Source organism: Actinomycetota bacterium, from assembly GCA_030017835.1.
Lineage (GTDB): Bacteria > Actinomycetota > Aquicultoria > UBA3085 > Oleimmundimicrobiaceae > Yes70-04.
The window spans coordinates 20,688-37,472 of record JASEGU010000013.1; the positions used below are offsets into that span (position 1 = coordinate 20,688).

The window sequence follows — 16,785 nt, forward strand, 5'->3', positions numbered from 1 at the left end:
CCTCCAATCTGGCCAAAGACATTACCTTTGGGCCATCAATAATCTGACTTCTTTCAATTGATAAGCGTAGGCTTCAAAGCGTGCATGATGTCTAGAGAATCATATTTAAAGCCGACCCGACGACCAGCGCCACCGATACCATGATGAGGGCCGATTTAAAGGTATATTCCATTCCGAGCTCCTTGATCATAACCATGAAGGTGGCCATGCAGGGAAAGTAGACGGCTAGCACGGTGCTGCCGATGACCGCCTGCTTGGCGGTAAGGCCTGCTGGGCGAAGCATCCCGACGGCCAGATCTTTGCGCAAGAAACCTATCATCAGAGAGGGCGCGGCCTCCTTGGGCAGGCCCCAAAGATTGGTCACAATGGGCGTCGTAGCCCTAGAGACCAGATCTATGATGCCGACCAAATAGAGAACGTTTACGATAAGCACGCCCAAGAGGAGAAGCGGTATCGCCTCTAGGATGTAGCCTTTCAGCCTCATCCAGAGCTTCTTCGAAAGGGCGCCCAGATTGGGCAGGCGGTAATGGGGTATCTCTAAAAATATCTCCGGGCTCTCACCTTTTATGGTGGCATTTAGAATGACGCCGAGGGTCAGCCAGACCAGAAAGAGGGTCAGAAAAACGATCATGAGATAGCCCAGACCGAACCTGGCCACCAAACCGATTATCATGGCTATCTGAGCCATGCAGGGAATCGAGATGGCCATGATGGTCGAGGCGATGAATTTTTCACGGCGGCTCTCTAAAATCCTCGTCGAAAGGGCGCCCGGCACGTTGCAGCCGAGACCGAGTATCATCGGGATGATGGCCGCCCCGTGAAGACCCAGGTGGTGCATGACATTGTCCATGAGTACGGCTATCCTGGGAAGATAGCCGAAATCTTCCAGAAAGCCGAGCATAAGATAGAAGGAGAAGACATAGGGCATCACAAGAGCGATGGAGACGTAGGGAGCAGTCGTCAGAAGGCCGAAGGATTGGCCGAAATCTATCGACCCGGAGACCAGGCTGCCTATCAAAAGATCGTGAAGGAACCCGCTTGAACCCAAGAGGTTGCTGAGTTTCATCATTATTGGCAGGTAAATGCCTTCAAAGAGGGGGTCGAAGGCGTAATTTATCAGACTCTCGCCTATCAATCTGACCACAAAAAATGATGCCGTAATGACGGCGGCAAAGATGAGTATGCCGTAGAAGGGGCTTATGCTGGCATCTTCTATCCTCTCAAGGATGGTGTGATGACGATGGACCACCTGCTGGCTCCGACCTATGATCTCTCCTATCTTTGACCAGCGATCCTCTCTGTTGTGGCCCAATGCAGCCGTCGGTCTCGCTTCTCCTAAGCGGCTGACGAGTTCCTTTATCCCTTCACCGCTCACAGCCACCGTCGGAATGACCGGCACGCCCAGCATCTCCTCCAGAGCTTGGGTATCGATGGTTATGCCCCTATGTTTGGCGTCGTCCCACATGTTAAGGGCTATGATTGTCGGTTTGCCAAGCTCGAGTATCTGAAGGGTTAAAAGCAGGTTTCGCTCGAGGTTGGTCGCATCGATCACGTTTATTATTAGGTCGCCCTCTTCGATCATTCCGACGGCTACCTCTTCGGCCTCACAGGTCGCATCCAGACTGTAAGTTCCGGGCACGTCTATGAGCTCGACCTCCGTATCCTTCAGCCTCAGACTGCCCTTGGTATATTCAACGGTCGTGCCCGGATAGTTGGCGGCCACAACATGAACGCCGGTAAGCCTGGAGAAGACCACGCTCTTTCCAACGTTCGGGTTGCCCATTAGAAGGATCTTCACTCCTCCACCTCGACCATTATCTTTTTGGCCACGCCGTAACCGAGGGCAAGCTGGCAACCATCCACCCTGACGACAACCGGCCCTTTAAGGAGCATTGAGCCCGCCTTGGTGACGCGACTACCCTTCCTTATGCCCAGAGCCTCAAGTCTCCTTTCGACGCCGCTTCCGCCGTCTATCTTAGTGACAAGACCCTTTTCGCCTATCTTCATCTCAGCAAGCATTTTCAATAGATTTAAGCCTCCTACTTTGAGCAACCGGCGCAGATGCCATGATACTCTACTTGGCAGTCAGTTGCGTCAAAGCCGTATTTTTGATTTATTTTATTTCTATCGTTGGCACAAAAGTCCGATTTAATCTCGGTGACTCCACCACAGGACTGACAGATTAGATGCGAGTGATCCTTGGCTTTTATCTCATATCGCTTCTTGCCACTGGGTGAATCAAGGCTGGTTATGAGGTCGAGCTCCTTTAAAAGCTCCAGCGTGCGGTAGGTGGTGGCAAGCCCCGCGCTCGGACATATATCCTTTATCCTCTCATGAAGCTCGTCTATGCTCATATGCTCTTTTGAGGTGGCAAGAATGTCGAGGGCGGCAAGCCTTGGTGGAGTAAGTTTATGACCGGACTCCTTGAGCCTTTTCAGTTCGACCTTCATGATCACCCCAAACGAGAATAAATGAGAATTATTCTCATTTATTCTCGTTCTTTTGGATCGAATTGTCAATACATTTATGGATCAAGATTTTGGAAGGCTAACTCGTAGCTTCAACTCTGCTTAAAGCCGGCTCAAATCCGCTTTTCGAAGAGGAGCTCTTTGGTCTCCTCATCAAAGACGTAGAGGGCGCTAAGAGCCCGCTCATCCCCTTTTACCGCGGCGACCAGGAGGGCATCTCTCCCGTTAAATAGGACAGGTTTGATAAGAAATCCATCCGCTCCCAGAGTGTTGATCGAGGTAAGGCTGATATCTATTTCGGGGGGTAAATCTGATATAAGCCCGCCAGCTTCCAATTCCAAACTTATCTCCTCAATGATTCCACCAAGCCTATCTTCATCAAATTCAAGCCGCTCCTCAGTATCGGCAAATTCAAAAGATGGGCCGGTCTCTTGGGGAGCCTTTGAGAGCATGGCCTCGGAGCCCCCTTTCTGTTTGACTAAATCTTCAAGAAGGACGCTATCGCCCTGAAAGAGGCCGCCTTGCCGGTAGATGAGAACGGAGAGGGCCAGGATGGTCGCAAGGGCAACTGTGGAAAGGGCAAGCCCAATCGCTCTGGTATGCTTGCTTCGTTCTCTTGTCTGGTGTCCCTCATTATCCCTCTTCGGCAAGGCAGCCAAGCGTTCGGCAAGACCCAGGGGGATCTCTTTTTTTTCTACCGCACCCAAGACAAACTTGACCGCATCCAGCTCATCCAGCTTTTCTTGGCACGCCTCGCAAGTGGCAAGATGAGCCTGGATTTTGCCCTTTTTGACTTCGCTGAGCTCTCCATCCAAAAAGGCCGAGAGGTCGCCTTGGTATCTTTTACATCTCATCATCATACGCTCCAGAATATAGACGATTAAGTCCTTTTGATTGTTCCGCTTGCCCCTTTAAGCTCAGCGGCCAGCTTAAGCCTGGCCCTGGCCAGCCTGGATTTTACCGTGCCAACCGGCACCTTCATGGCCTCGGCCGCCTGAGCGTAGCTGAGCCCATCGATATCGCAGAGGATTATTATCAGACGGTATTTGGGCTTAAGCCCCCTTATTGCCCGTTCGATATCGGCCTTAAGCTCCCTCTCCTCAATACGACTTGTGGGATTTTCGCTAAAACTTGAGGGGCAAGCGATTCGATCTGGACCTTCTTCGATCGAGATATCCCACCTTCTGGCTCGCCTTCTCAAAAAATCGAGACAGAGATTTACGGCTAATCGATAGAGCCAGGTGGAGAAGGAGGACTCAAAACGGAAGGTATCCATCTTCTTCATCATCTGAATGAAGATATCTTGGGTTAAATCCGACGCATCGTGGGGGTTCTTGCTCATCCTCAAGGCCAAATTATACATTTTTTGCTGATGAATCTGGATGAGGTCGCCGGTGGCTGCATCGTCGCCAACCATAGCCAACTTTACAAGCTCATCCTCGTCTCTAATGCTCCGGCCAAACAACATCTCTTCTCCGCAACCAGGTGAGTTAGATAATTAACATGATAAGTTTTTAGAACTCCGTTTTCAATCGTTATCGGTGGTTGAAGGGTGTTATGAAGGGTCAAGTGGTGTCGGAGGCGGGACTTGAACCCGCATGAACTTAGCGTTCACTAGGCCCTCAACCTAGCGCGTCTGCCAATTCCGCCACTCCGACAATTTGAATCAGCCTATAAATATTACAAAAATCCGTGGCAATAGTCTAGGGACGGCTTAAAAATATAGCTTCAAGAAAGTCCAAAGGTGATCAGAGCTGAGTCTGAATCATGTGGCAGGAGACCATGTGACCCGATGATACCTCTATCAAATCGGGTTTAGATAAAAGGCATATGTTCGACGCCTCTGGGCAAAAAGCCGCATATTTGCAGGCCGCACGGGGGAGTGGTCGCTTCAAGCGATTTGCCTTTCGGGTGGGGCGCCCCTCCTTTTTGGTCTTCAGTGGGTCAAGGGGCGACATGGCAAGGATCAGAGCTTTCGTATAAGGATGGAGAGGGCAATTGAAAAGTTTATTGACCGGAGCCACCTCGACCAACCTGCCAAGATAGATGATGGCCACCCTGTCAGCCAGACGATAGACTACGCCTAGGTCGTGGGAGATGAATAGGTAAGTTAGGGCCCGCTCCTCTTTTATGAGACTCAGAAGGTCGATAAGCCTTGCCTTCATGATGATATCTAGGGCTGAGAGCGGTTCGTCCAGTATCAAGAGCCTCGGACTCAGGCTGAGCGCCCTGGCCAAAACCACCCGCTGAAGCTCGCCGCCGCTAAGTTGACCGGGCCTCTTGGCAAGGTGGCCCTCCTCCAAGCCGACCATAAGGATAAGTCTTTCGATCTCCTCTCTCCTCTTTGCTCTCTCCTTGACTCCCGTGGCGATGAGAGGCTCTCCAAGTATCTCTTCGATATTCATCTTGGGGTCTACGGCTGAGTAGGGATCCTGAAAGACGAGCTGTGCGCCTGACCTAAGCCTCTTCAGCTCGCCAGCATCCATCGAAAAGACATTCTTCCCCTCGAAGATAACCTTGCCCACGCTCGGCTCCATCAGCCCAAGGATTATCCTGGAAATGGTCGTCTTGCCGGATCCGCTCTCACCGACCAGGCCCAGAACCTCGCCCTCCTCAAGAACGAAGCTGACCTCATCCAGCGCCACCTGAGGCGTCCTCTGACCAAATGGGCCCCTTCTGCTATCCTTAAAGACCTTGGAGACCCCTTCGACCCTTAAGAGCTTGTCGCTTCGATCCAATGAACTCACCACCAAATTAACCGGCTCCTTTTGCCATATGACAGGCGATCAGATGCCCAGGCTCGGGCTCAATCAATTTTGGAATCCGCTCCTTGCAAATATTATCTGATATCCTGCACCTTGCCGCATAAGGACAACCGATAGGATTGAAAGCCTTAGCCGGTCTCTGGTCCTTTGAGATGGGGGCCTTTCTGCCGCCATAGATCCTGAGCTTGGCCTCCATCAAATCTAACGTATAGGGATGAAGCGACCCTTCATACATCGCTTGGGTACTGCCCGCCTCGACGACTAAGCCGCCGCACATCACGATGGCTCTATCAGCCAAAGAAGCCACCACATCAAGATCATGACTGATTAAAATGATGGCGCAGCCTATGGCCGCATGAAGACTCTCGATCAGATTAATAATCCCCGCTCTAACCGTCACATCGAGCGCAGAAGTTGGCTCGTCGGCCACCAAAATATCCGGCTCACACGAGATGGCGACGGCTATGGTGGCCCTTTGTCTCATGCCGACGCTGAGCTCGTGGGGGTAGCGATCAAAAATATCATCAACATCACCCAGGCCAACCATCCTGATGAGATCATCCGATCTCCTTCTTGCTTGACTCCTGGTCATCGCCCGATGTGATCTAAGCGTCTCGGTGATTTGGTGGCCGATCTTAAGGTTGGGATTCAAGGAAGCCGTCGGATCCTGAAATATCATCGATATCCTGTCTCCCCTTATCGATCTGAGCTCGGCATCGGACATCTCAAGAAGATTTTGTCCCAAGAAGGATACGGATCCGAAGATTTGGGCGCCTTCGCTCCTGTCTATTAGATTTAAGATGGCGTGGCCCAAGGTGCTCTTGCCGCTGCCGGACTCCCCGATCACGGCCAGCTTCTCGCCCGCGCCCAGATGGAAACTTACCTCTTTTACGGCCTGAGCCGGGGCCTCGCTCGATTCGAAGCTAACAGAAAGATTCCTCACTTCAAGCACTCTTATCTTCCCCTTCAAACTTTGGGTCGATCCCAAAGACCGGCTTTAATCCATCCGAGATGAGAAAGAGGCTGGTTACCATGATAAAGATAAAAAGCCCCGGAAAGACGGCCATCCAGGGGGCCGTGGTAATATAGGGCCTTGCGTCAAACAACATCGAGCCCAGGCTCGGATGGGGCGGCTGAATCCCAAGACCCAAAAAACTCAAGGCCGCCTCGTCCATTATGGCCGCCCCAGCGCAGACGGCCGAGTAGGCTATGGCTACCCCGATCGAATTTGGAATTATATGACGGATAATTATCCTTGCTTCACTCAGGCCAAGACATTTGGCCGCCTCTATAAAACCTTTTTCTTTTGTGGAGATGACGGAAGCCCTAAAGATTCTGGTCACATTGGCCCACTCAAAGACGGCCAAAACGACCACGATATTGATGATCCCAGGGCCAACGATATAGATTATGGTTATCGCTCCAAGGAGGGTGGGGAAGGCGTAGATCATGTCGGCCAAGCGCATCATGAATGAGTCGATGAGCCCGGCCCGATAGCCGGCCACCGAACCCGATATTACGCCGAGCGTCATGGCCAGGGCCATGGTCAAAAATCCGATTCGAAGCGAGACGCGGCTTCCCCAGATCACCCTGGCAAAGATATCTCGGCCAAGGTCGTCGGTACCCATGATGTGGGCGGCCGAAGGCGCTTCTTTGACGAGTTCGGGATTGAAGCCGACCGCCTCCTCAAGGGGAGCGATCAGGGGAGCAAAGAGAGCGGCCGTCATTATAATAATGAGTAGAGACAAGGCTAAAACGGCTGCTCTATGAGTTAAAAAATCTCTGATTGCACCGCCTCTCCCTTTTCTTTCTCTCACCTAGCATCGTCCCTCTTTGCCGAGACAGGGTCGCGGCCTAGCTTGATGGTGGGATCGAGATAGGCATGGATTATGTCCGTAATCAGATTGATGGCCAAAAATATTATGACCAGGATCAAGGTTGCCCCCATGACGACCGGAGTATCCCTCTGCAAGATGGCTAGATGGACCAGCCTCCCAAGCCCTGGCCACGAAAAGACCGTCTCTGTGAGCACTGCGTTGCCTATAAATAGTCCGAAGTTCAATCCAAACAAGCTGGTAAGAGGGATTGAGGCTCCCCTCAAGGCGTGAAACCGTATCGAGGTTTCAGAAAGACCTTTGGCCCGGGCCGCCCTGATGTATAGCTCCTTCATTTGGACACTCATCTCAAACTGGGTTATTCGCTGAACGTAAGCTATTTGGGTTAAACCGATGGTTAAGGCGGGCAAAATATAGAATTTGAAGCTTCCATCGCCGATCCCTGAGATGGGCAGCATCTTTACCTTTAGCCCAAAAGTGATTTGAAGGATCATCGCCACCCAGAAACTCGGCAGAGCGATGGTGAGTAGAGAAAATGTCGAGATGAAGCCGCTAAGTAGAGACCTCGGCCTTAAGGCCGAAATTATCCCAAGGGGGATACCGATAAGCATTTCCAGAATTACCGCCAGAGCGGCCAAGGTGACCGAGTTAGGAAGATAGAGAGAGATCAGCTCAAGGACCGGTTTCTTGTATCGGATAGAGGTGCCAAGATCGCCTTGGAATAAGTTTGCCAAGTACTTGCCGTACTGAATATACCAGGGCTTATCCAGGCCATAGTGAGCCCTGATCATCTCGACTGACTCGGCCGTCGCCCCCTTGGGAATGAGAAGATTGGCCGGATCTCCCGGAAGCTTGAACATGATTAAAAAGACGATCAAGGTCAACCCCAAGAATACCGGGATGGCCCAAATTAACCTCTTGATTATATAGCGCGGCAATTTTGCCCCTTTGTAACCGCTTTTTAGCAATCGTGGGTTTTGATGATTAAGCTTGGTGATATTGTAACTTAGGTGAACCTATCTTGATAACCAGACCAGATCATAGGGGGTCTCTTCCATGCCGGTCCTGATATATCCTTCTACATTTTCAGCTATTATCCTATTGGAGCCATAGAAGGCGATCGGGATATAGGGCATGTCATTTAAGACCAGCCGTTCTATCTTGCGATACATCTCGATCCTCTTTGTGCTGTCAAGCTCGCCTCGGGCCGCTATCAACATCTCATCAAGATCGGGATTTTTGTAGAAGGAGAGGTTGTCATAGCCCGCATTTTTGGAATAGAAGAGGGGGTAGAGAAAACAATCAGCGGTCGGATAGTCCGCCGTCCAACCCATCCGATAGAAAGAGAGCTCACCCGCCTGGATCTTATCATAGAGGGCTGCCACCTCAAAACCGGATATATCGAAATCGATCCCGACCTCTTTGGCGTTTGCCTGTATGGCCTGGGCGATGCGATCATGGCCGAGACCAACATTGTAACTCAAGAGGATATCAACCAGTCCTTCTCCCTTGGGGTAACCCGCCCTCTCCAGCAGCTCGGCCGCTTCGCCCAAATCAAAATCTGCATCCATTGCGTCCTCTTGAAAGCCCGGCATCCCCTTGGGCAAAATACCCGTTGCTGGCAGGTATGAGCCCTCAAATATCGCCTTAGTTATGGCCTCTCTGTCGATGGTGTGGGCGATCGCCCTCCGTAAATCCGGGTTATCCTTGAACGGCCCAAGCTGCGTGTTGAAGCCGTAAAAATAGAGACTTAAAGCCGGTTCGCTTATGACCCGCTCGCCATATCTCTTTTTAGCCTCTTTCAGCCGGCCAATGGGGATGGGAGACTCGCCAAGATTCCCGGCTTCAAATTCCATGTAACCGGTAGTCTCATCGTTGAATACCTTAAAGACCACGCTGTCCAGATAGGCTATCTTCCCGCAATAATCTTCAAAACGCTCAAGGACTATCCTCTCTCCCCTCTTCCATTCCTTGAACTTGAACGGACCGGTCCCTACGGGATTCTCGTAAAAAGCTTTATCCTGCCGCTTGACTTCTTCTTTTGGAACCGGGTAGAAGACGGCGTGACCAAGGGTGGTCGCAAAGTCCGCGTAAGGATAGGAGAGCCTAACCTCAAGGGTGTAGTCATCCGGCGCGCTAAGGCCGGCCAGACTATCGCTTAAACCAGCCTGGAAATCATCAAAACCTTCTATTGGTTCAAAGTGGTAGGCCAGCTCAGAGGCGGTTTTGGGGTTTACAGCCCGATTCCAGGAGTATACGAAGTCGGAGGCCAAACACTCTCTCCCGTTATGGAACTTGATCCCCTTCTTCAAATGGAAGGTGAAAGTCTTGGCGTCGCTACTCACGTCCCAAGACTCAGCCATCTTAGGGATCGTTTCAAGAGTTTTGGGATCGTAGGCGACAAGGCCGTCGTAGATCGCCTTGCCGACTTGAATATCCTCCGAATTGAAGAGATGAACGGCATCAAGGGTTGTAGGATCAAACAGAAAGACGCTTAAGGTGCCGCCCCTCTTTGGGGAAGCGTCATCGGAACCATCCGATCTTAAGAGCCCCTCCATGCCTCCAACTTGGCTGATCGTAATGATCATAAAGAGGATGATGAGCCCCAAGACCGCAAACTTAAAACCTGGTCTTTTCATCTAAGCCTTGGCCCTCTTGTCCGTTAAAAAATTATTATTTATATCGGCAAATCATAAGACCAACTTAAACGGGGCAAATAATATAAGAAGCACCCCGTCTGAGGTGATGGGCGGGGCGCTTGGATGCTGACTTAGGCTCAGAGTTAGCGGCCCCAATTTCAAAAGATAAAGACCAGTATAAGAGAGGTCAATGTAAAGACGACCGCCAGAATGATGGTTATCCTATCCAGATTCTTCTCAACAACGGTGCTGGAAGAGAAGCCTCCCATTGTGCCGCCAAATGATCCTGAGAGACCGCCGCCCTTGCCCGAATGCAAAAGGATGGCTCCGATTAAGCTTAAGGATACTATTATGTGCACGGTGACTAAGAAATAGTACAAATTAATGACTCCTTTACCTTTTTATCTCCATCAATATAGCATAACCTCGATTTTAAGGCAATCGCAAAATTTTGCTTAAACAACTCACCTTATTCTTTAAACTTATACTCTATGGCAATGCGGTTTCATTGCCAAGACGCAAAAAAGCGGATGAAGAACGAAAACAAATAGAATTTGAGTAAGCTTTCCTTTAATCCTTGCCTACCTTCATGAGCCTCAAACCAAAAGAGGGGCACTCTTTTTGAGGCGCCCCTCTTTTGGTTTATCTTACCCAACTCTTGTCGGCTATATCAAGAGCGTCTCTATCTGATTTAAAACGGTGCTGGAGACAGCTCCCGAACCGCCGAAGATGAGAACCTTGTTGATGCTGGCCTTGTTGGTCGTAAGGAATGTCTTGGTCGCAAGGGAGCTGTCGATATTGGTCGGATAGACCAGAACCATGACCGAACCGGCCCTCGCCCCATAGGCGCCGGCGCTCAAGGCATCGGGGTAATTCTCGCCGGTTACAACGATGGCCGTAGGCGTACTGCCCATTCTTGACTTGACCTGTTCGGCAACCTTTTTGGCCGTTTCATAGCGGTCGGCCCCGCCCAGGCGGGTGATGGTATCGGCTCCGGTCTGGTCGATGATCTGGCTTTTGACCGTATCGGAGATCGCGCCCACCCCGCCCAAGATGAAGCACTTGCTGGCACCAAGGCGGTTTATCTCCGCCTTGGTGTAGCTGTTCAAACTGGTCGACTCGGTAAGCAAGATGGGGCAGTCATAAGCGCCGGTCAAGGCGTCTGGATAACTGCCGCCAGTGGCTACGATGACGTATTCGGACGATGCTATCCAGCCCTTCTACCTGACGGCCACGGCCGTCAGGTAGCGATCTGGTCCCTCAACACGCTCGGTCTTGCTGGTAGTGGCCTCTCCCACCGCAAAATCGCTGAATGAAGTCATGCCGGTGGCCTGGGTGGCGGTAGAAGTTCTGGTGCCGACAGTAGGAGAAGTCCAGGTAGAACCGTCCCGTTTTGCTACGATAAAGTTGCTGGTGGTGGCCCCCGTATCGATATCGGCCGAGGTGAAGGTGAAGGTGGCCCCATAGTTATTGAAAGTGATACCGGAATTGGTCAACGTCCAGTAGGCGTTGACGTTCTTGCTGTCGTTGATGTTCGAACCTGTCAGGGTGCCGCTCGTAACTTTGGCCGTAAGGTTGCCGGCCGCTGTGACGCTGCCGAAGACAACTGTAACCGGATTGTAGTTGCTCGCCGTACCCACCTCAAAGGTCCGGCTGACATTACTGCCAACAGCCACGTTCTTCTTTAATTTGCCATGGATGTATCTGCTCGCGTTTGCCCCCGATATCGAGCCGCCGGAGGCGATGATGACCTTATTTGTGCCGGTCGTTACCTTGCCGCTGGTCAGGGTGAGGTTATTGCTTACCGTTTCATCGCTGCTTATGGTCAAACCGTTTGAGTTGTTTAAGGTTAAATTATGGAAAGTAGTGGCGCCAGTCATCTTCTGAGCGCTTGAGCCATTGAGCGTGACCATGCCGGTTCCAGCCGTGAAGGTGCCACTGTTTGTCCAGGTTCCGGCAACGCTTAGGCCGTAGCTCGCGCCCGCCAAGGTGGTGCCGATTCCGATGGTCAGATTGCCGCCCACCGTCGTGGCTTGCGCTAAAGTAGCATTGGCTGCGCCGCTTAGGCTCAGGTTGCCATTGATGGTGGAAAGGCCTGTCAGCGTCTTGGGGCCGGATCCGCTCAGAGTGAGGTTCCGATAGGTGACCGCTTTGACCGTCTGGGCGCCGCCGGCGGTATAGTTCACGGTATTGCCGGCGGCGGCGTTAAGGGTGGTGACTTCGCAAGTACCCCCAAGATTTAAGGTAGCGTTTGCCCCTTGGGTTAGGCTGCCTACCCGGTCAGATTGCCAGAGACGGTCAGCGCGCCGTTATTGGTCAAGGTGCCGTTAACGACGGAGTTTCCGGCGATGTTAAGCGTGCCGTTGTTGGTCAAGGTGCCGCCATTAACGACGAGGTTTCCGCTGACGGTCAGAGTCTGGCTGGCCGAGATGACCAGTGTGCCGTTGTTGTTTACGGTCAAGTCGGTGATTTGATATGATCCGTCAACGGTTACCGTGTGGGTATCAAGTATGGTAACGTTATCTGCCGGGCTGGGAACGGCTGCTGTGTTCCATGTGGCCGCCACGCTCCAGTCGCCGGTAGCCTTGCTGTTGATGTCGGCCGCAAAAGCCGGATCGGCCAGAGAGACCAAAAGGCCCAAGGTCATGGCCGCCGTCAAAACCAGGCTTAACGCCTTCTGCTTAAATATCCTCTTTCTCATCACTTGCTTCCTCCTTTGCTTATAGTGGTCAGACGCCTCTGCCAGCCGCCGGAAAAACCGATTATTTAAAGATCTCTTAGGCCTTATGGTTGATTTTTAGCCAGTTTTAAATGCTTTTTTTCTTATCTCCTTTCCATGGTTCATGTTTTTCTTAATTGTAAATTAAAATAATCAATCACATCAAGCAAATAATAAATAAATATAAATACGACGGGAGCGGGCTAAAATCCTTTAAACCGCTAGGTCTCGCCGGTTAAATCCCACAATGGCCAGGGCCAAAAAGAGGAGGGAGCAGACCAAGTAGATAAGGATGCTCTTCAAGCTCAGGCCGTCCAAAAAAATGTCGGTTGCGTTGAAATAATAGAAGAGAGAGGCCGCCTCGTAAGGCTCGAGCTTATCGACCAGAGCGGCCAAGGTATCGGCCAAGTACATCATCACGGCTATGCTGCTCGTCAGGCCGAGGGTTAAACCCCGCTTGCCGGTAGCCGAGCCCAAGGCGAAAGCCAATGAAGAGAAGGAGAGACCGAGCAGAAAGAGACCCAAGCAGGCCTGGGCCAGCTTGAGGAGGTTGATATCGATCTTGAGCAGCAATAGGGGCAAGGACATGCCGAGGTAGAACGAGGCCGAGATGACGATGAGACCAACCACTCCGGCCAAATACTTCTCCACCGCTACCCTCGTGCGGCCTATGGGATGGGAGAGCAAGAGGTCGATGGTGCCCTTCTCCTCCTCGCCGGCGATGACGCCCGCCCCAAAACCGACTGAGAAGAAGAGTATCAGTATCGGGCCCATCATGGAAAAGAGCTCGGCGTTCAAGAAGCCCTCTATCGTTGAGATGCTCAAAGCATCGCTCAAGTTGAAGGCCGCCTTCAGTTCGTCGGGCCAGACCTCCATGTAGTTGGAGAGCTCCAATGAAGCCTTCTCGACCGTGGGAAAGAGGGCCACGATGAAGGCACCGGTCAGGGCGAGCCCTATGCTCCACCAGATGATGGACTTCTTTCTTTCCCAGAGGGTCTTTAAGAAAATATTATGAAACATCGGCCTCTTCCTCTTCGTAGAAGTCCAAAAATATCTCCTCTAGGTTGGGCTCATGGGTGATGAGATTTACCACCTCAAACTGAGCGGCCCTCTTGATCAGCGGATCAAGCGAGCCCTTCACCTTGCAGCGCAAGGTTTTGTTATCTATCATCAAGTCTTGCACCCCGCCAACTCCCATGAAGTCTACCGTGGTTATAGGAGACGCGAAGTGTATCTCTAGGCTGCGCAGAGCCACGGCCTTTAGCTCGGATATCTCCTTTACGGTTATGAGCCGCCCCTCGCGGATGACGCCGACGCGATCGCAGATCTTCTCCACCTCGGGCATGATGTGGGATGATAAGAAGACCGTTCGCCCCTTTCGCTTGAATTCGCTTATCATGCGGTAGAACTCGTGCTGGACCAAGGGGTCGAGTCCTTTGGTCGGCTCATCCAAGATGAGAAGTCTGGGACTATTCATGAAGGCTTGGACGAGCCCAAGCTTCTGTTTGTTCCCGCTGGAATAGGCGCCTATCCGGCGGGTGATATCCAGATCCAGACGCTCGGCCAGTTCATTCACGTAAGCCCAATCAACCCCGCCCCTAAGACGGCCAAAGTAAATGATGAGATCTTTGGCCGTCATCTCTTCGTAAAGGGCAAGTTCGCCAGGGACATAGCCGATCTCATTTCGGGCTTGAAGCCCCTCTGTGTTCACGTCAAAGCCGAATATGGTGGCGCTGCCTATCATCGGCCGGATGAGATCGAGAAGAAGACGGATGGTGGTGCTTTTGCCCGCTCCATTCGGCCCCAAATAGCCGAATACTTCACCAGACAGGACTTCCAGGTTGACATCGATTATCCCGCGAGTCTTGCCGTAATATTTGGTCAGGTTGGTGGTCTTGATAACCGCTTGGCTCATCTGCTGCCCCGCAACATGGAGAGATTGTCGGCTTTTTTCCTAGCCGGCTTGGTCATACGTATAATTCTGATGGTCTTTCTAAGTCTTGTTTATCGGCAAATCAATCACGCATGAAGAGTTTAAACCCTAAGGGGTTGATTATGTCGACCGTTCTTCAGGGCTTAATTGAAAGAATGATTTGGGATCGGTTTGCAGCCGATAGAGGGTCTCTGCCTCCTCGGCCGATAAGGCCTGCCGATATATTCTTATCTCATCAAGCGATCCCTTCCAAAGTGCAAAATCTCTACCTCCAAAAGTTAAAGGATTGTGGTTATTGAGAAGTTCGCCTTTGAGAGAAGCTTGGTCTGCAAAGCGGCCATCCTTATATGCCCTGATCATCTCCCCATCATAAGAGAAAACTAGGTGGGTATACTTGGCCGCCGGGACGCTTCCAAGGCTCAGATCCAAAGAGTCACTTAAGCCATTATCCCCGGTCATTTTGAAAGAGAAATCTCGACCTCCGGATTTGGCGATCAATGAGATTGGCACCCTGTTTGATAGGGGATGATATTGCTCAAGCAGAACGCGCCCATCCGACCAGGCGTCGGGTTTGAGATAGAGCTCTATTGTGAACTTTTCGCTAAGCTCCATCGCCTTCTGGTAATCGGAATAGGTAACCACATCTATCTGGGAAGATTTTGATTTCAAATAATCGCTGACCTCTTTGAAGTTGGAGGTCAAATACCTGGTGGAGAGATCGGCCTTTTCGTCTACGATCTGGTGAAAGGTGAAATTGATGAAGGATCCCTTTTCAATCGCCTCATCTATAGCTTTCTTGATGGAAGCGACCGACGTGGTGTTGGTGACGTAAAATCCCTTAACGAGATATTTTAGATCTCCAGAGGGCAATATGTTTGGCTGAAAGCTTCCGTCCTTTGTGGTCCTTGCCATTTCATGTCTTTCGGCCACCGTAACGATAACCCGCTCATCGTAGAGGCCGTATGGATAGGCGAAAAACTTCGCCGACTCTTTGAATCCGTTTCTTGCCAGCCAATCGTAACCCTCATTGATGTTTGATGCCAAAGCCGAAGGGCTAAGCGAGGTTAATTGGGGATGATTTTTGGTGTGGTTGGAGATATCCCAGCCGAAGTCTTTCATCTCTTTTAATTCGTCCTTGCTCATATGGGCACCGCCGCCGACATAATCGGTGACGATGAAGGCAACCCCTTTTTGACCATTGGCTTTCATGATGGGAAAGGCCTTCTCTTTGACCCCGTCGCAACCATCGTCGAACGTTATGGCCGCCTTGGCTCTCGATTTATAATTAATTTTAAGATCATCAAAGCTTACGCTGCTGCTCTGACTCGAAGTTGATTTGCAAGCGACCCTGAGGGCGACCATTTGGCTATCCCAGCTCTCTTTGGCACTCGAGGTAAAGTCCCCCCCCCGCCCGAGCAAGAGATGATTCCAGCCTTCATTTAGAGCGGATGCGGGGATAGTCGCGCTCAAAGATTTTGAGAAGTTTTCGGTGGATGAAAGGCTCAAAGCGAGCGAGCGTAGACTCTCCAAATTATAGACATAGACCCAGATGCTCATGTTGCTGGCGCCCTTCGAGGCGAGGCTTATTTTTTTATCCAAATAGGCTAGGTTACCCCCTGATGAGGTCAGCTTTAAAGAGGCCTTTCCTTGCAAGAGGTTGGCGGTATCCAAGGCTTGACTGGCCATCTTGCCGCCCACCGACCAGTTTGAGGTGGTTTCAAAGCCCTCTAGGGGCGTGCCGTTCTTTTCTATAAGTCCGCCGTCCATTAGGGATAGGGATGAATCTGGGCCGAGGTTGAGCAGAGACGCCTCTCCGTCAAAATACTTGGCTAGGCCAAGCCCACCAGATACCGTCTTTGGGCCGCCTTTTCCGCTTGTTAAGTCGGGCAAATTCATGTGATCGACCATTTTCTGCCCTGCGGCCAAGAGGCCCTTGCTGAACTGATCGGCGCAATTGGGATTGGCATAATATAATAGAAATTTTGGGTTTACCGAGCTTACCGGGCCCAATTTCAACCAGGCCGTCAGGCTTCCCGTCTTTGGGTCATACGCCTCTATCTCGTGAGCCAGCTTGCCTCCCTTTGAGTCAAGAAAGAGAAGATCGCCGCCGTCATCGGTGGCGACATGACCGCCGAAGTTGACCGACCTCAAGTTCAAGTCGGATAACTCTATCGGCAGCAGCAGACCGGAATTGAAGCCCGTTATTTTCTTAAGATCGAGAATTATGCCCATCCGATGCTTCCAGCCTTTGCCATGCCAGGCTATGGGATCCGACTGGGCGGCCGATTTGAACGAGAGCGTAAGTGGCAGGGTTAGGGAGACGATTGTCAAGAGGGCGATGAGGGGTTTAACCTCTTTTCTACTTAAGATTTTCGAGTCGCAAAGAGCGCTTAACTTGACTTTAACGGCAGAGGCTGCTCTTTTTA

The 16,785-nt window shown here is 51.4% G+C and carries 17 protein-coding genes and 1 tRNA gene; all 18 read right to left on the bottom strand.

Annotated features, from left to right (window positions below; all coding sequences use genetic code 11):
• Window positions 1-91: 91 nt before the first annotated feature.
• Complete coding sequence (locus tag QMD53_04580; GenBank protein ID MDI6799931.1) at window positions 92-1,798, bottom strand: ferrous iron transporter B; 1,707 nt, start codon at window positions 1,796-1,798, stop codon at window positions 92-94.
• Window positions 1,795-2,019: a FeoA family protein gene (locus QMD53_04585; protein MDI6799932.1), complete on the bottom strand. Its 225-nt coding sequence runs from the start codon at window positions 2,017-2,019 to the stop codon at window positions 1,795-1,797. The genes QMD53_04580 and QMD53_04585 overlap by 4 nt, the downstream gene beginning before the upstream one ends.
• Before the next feature lie 20 nt (window positions 2,020-2,039).
• Window positions 2,040-2,450 (bottom strand): Fur family transcriptional regulator, encoded by a 411-nt coding sequence (locus tag QMD53_04590; GenBank protein ID MDI6799933.1) that lies wholly within the window; start codon window positions 2,448-2,450, stop codon window positions 2,040-2,042.
• Between the two features lie 131 nt (window positions 2,451-2,581).
• Entirely contained in the window at window positions 2,582-3,325 is a 744-nt protein-coding gene (locus QMD53_04595; GenBank protein MDI6799934.1) for a zf-HC2 domain-containing protein, read from the bottom strand.
• Between the two features lie 23 nt (window positions 3,326-3,348).
• Window positions 3,349-3,936, bottom strand: a complete 588-nt coding sequence (locus QMD53_04600; GenBank protein MDI6799935.1) for a sigma-70 family RNA polymerase sigma factor — start codon at window positions 3,934-3,936, stop codon at window positions 3,349-3,351.
• Window positions 3,937-4,038: 102 nt separating this feature from the next.
• A tRNA-Leu gene (locus QMD53_04605) sits at window positions 4,039-4,126 on the bottom strand.
• A 90-nt stretch (window positions 4,127-4,216) separates the two neighbouring features.
• Complete coding sequence (locus QMD53_04610) at window positions 4,217-5,218, bottom strand: ATP-binding cassette domain-containing protein (GenBank protein ID MDI6799936.1); 1,002 nt, start codon at window positions 5,216-5,218, stop codon at window positions 4,217-4,219.
• Between the two features lie 4 nt (window positions 5,219-5,222).
• On the bottom strand, window positions 5,223-6,185 hold the full coding sequence (locus QMD53_04615) for an ABC transporter ATP-binding protein (GenBank protein ID MDI6799937.1): 963 nt from the start codon (window positions 6,183-6,185) through the stop codon (window positions 5,223-5,225).
• Window positions 6,178-7,050, bottom strand: coding sequence for an ABC transporter permease (locus QMD53_04620; protein MDI6799938.1), 873 nt, complete (start codon window positions 7,048-7,050; stop codon window positions 6,178-6,180). The genes QMD53_04615 and QMD53_04620 overlap by 8 nt, the downstream gene beginning before the upstream one ends.
• Window positions 7,047-8,006, bottom strand: a complete 960-nt coding sequence (locus tag QMD53_04625; protein ID MDI6799939.1) for an ABC transporter permease — start codon at window positions 8,004-8,006, stop codon at window positions 7,047-7,049. Before QMD53_04625 ends, QMD53_04620 begins: the two co-directional genes overlap by 4 nt.
• 78 nt (window positions 8,007-8,084) lie before the next feature.
• Window positions 8,085-9,707: an ABC transporter substrate-binding protein gene (locus tag QMD53_04630; protein ID MDI6799940.1), complete on the bottom strand. Its 1,623-nt coding sequence runs from the start codon at window positions 9,705-9,707 to the stop codon at window positions 8,085-8,087.
• A gap of 158 nt (window positions 9,708-9,865) precedes the next feature.
• Entirely contained in the window at window positions 9,866-10,087 is a 222-nt protein-coding gene (gene secG / locus QMD53_04635) for a preprotein translocase subunit SecG (GenBank protein MDI6799941.1), read from the bottom strand.
• 285 nt (window positions 10,088-10,372) lie between these two features.
• Entirely contained in the window at window positions 10,373-10,918 is a 546-nt protein-coding gene (locus tag QMD53_04640) for a cell wall-binding repeat-containing protein (protein MDI6799942.1), read from the bottom strand.
• A gap of 9 nt (window positions 10,919-10,927) precedes the next feature.
• The gene (locus tag QMD53_04645; GenBank protein MDI6799943.1) at window positions 10,928-11,893 is read right to left on the bottom strand and encodes a hypothetical protein; all 966 of its coding nucleotides are present in this window, start codon (window positions 11,891-11,893) and stop codon (window positions 10,928-10,930) included.
• An 86-nt stretch (window positions 11,894-11,979) separates the two neighbouring features.
• On the bottom strand, window positions 11,980-12,408 hold the full coding sequence (locus QMD53_04650; GenBank protein ID MDI6799944.1) for a G8 domain-containing protein: 429 nt from the start codon (window positions 12,406-12,408) through the stop codon (window positions 11,980-11,982).
• Window positions 12,409-12,639: 231 nt separating this feature from the next.
• A complete protein-coding gene (locus tag QMD53_04655; protein ID MDI6799945.1) occupies window positions 12,640-13,446 on the bottom strand; it encodes an ABC transporter permease subunit in 807 nt (268 codons plus the stop codon).
• Window positions 13,436-14,341, bottom strand: a complete 906-nt coding sequence (locus QMD53_04660) for an ABC transporter ATP-binding protein (GenBank protein ID MDI6799946.1) — start codon at window positions 14,339-14,341, stop codon at window positions 13,436-13,438. The genes QMD53_04655 and QMD53_04660 overlap by 11 nt, the downstream gene beginning before the upstream one ends.
• A 138-nt stretch (window positions 14,342-14,479) precedes the next feature.
• On the bottom strand, window positions 14,480-16,785 hold a 2,306-nt coding region (locus QMD53_04665; protein ID MDI6799947.1), incomplete at its 5' end, for a polysaccharide deacetylase family protein.

Coding starts and splice junctions, on each gene's coding strand:
- QMD53_04585 (MDI6799932.1), bottom strand. CDS start 2,019: ATGCTTGCTGAGATGAAGATAGGCGAAAAGGGTCTTGTCACTAAGATA.
- QMD53_04590 (MDI6799933.1), bottom strand. CDS start 2,450: ATGAAGGTCGAACTGAAAAGGCTCAAGGAGTCCGGTCATAAACTTACT.
- QMD53_04595 (MDI6799934.1), bottom strand. CDS start 3,325: ATGATGAGATGTAAAAGATACCAAGGCGACCTCTCGGCCTTTTTGGAT.
- QMD53_04600 (MDI6799935.1), bottom strand. CDS start 3,936: ATGTTGTTTGGCCGGAGCATTAGAGACGAGGATGAGCTTGTAAAGTTG.
- QMD53_04630 (MDI6799940.1), bottom strand. CDS start 9,707: ATGAAAAGACCAGGTTTTAAGTTTGCGGTCTTGGGGCTCATCATCCTC.
- QMD53_04650 (MDI6799944.1), bottom strand. CDS start 12,408: ATGAGAAAGAGGATATTTAAGCAGAAGGCGTTAAGCCTGGTTTTGACG.
- QMD53_04655 (MDI6799945.1), bottom strand. CDS start 13,446: ATGTTTCATAATATTTTCTTAAAGACCCTCTGGGAAAGAAAGAAGTCC.
- QMD53_04660 (MDI6799946.1), bottom strand. CDS start 14,341: ATGAGCCAAGCGGTTATCAAGACCACCAACCTGACCAAATATTACGGC.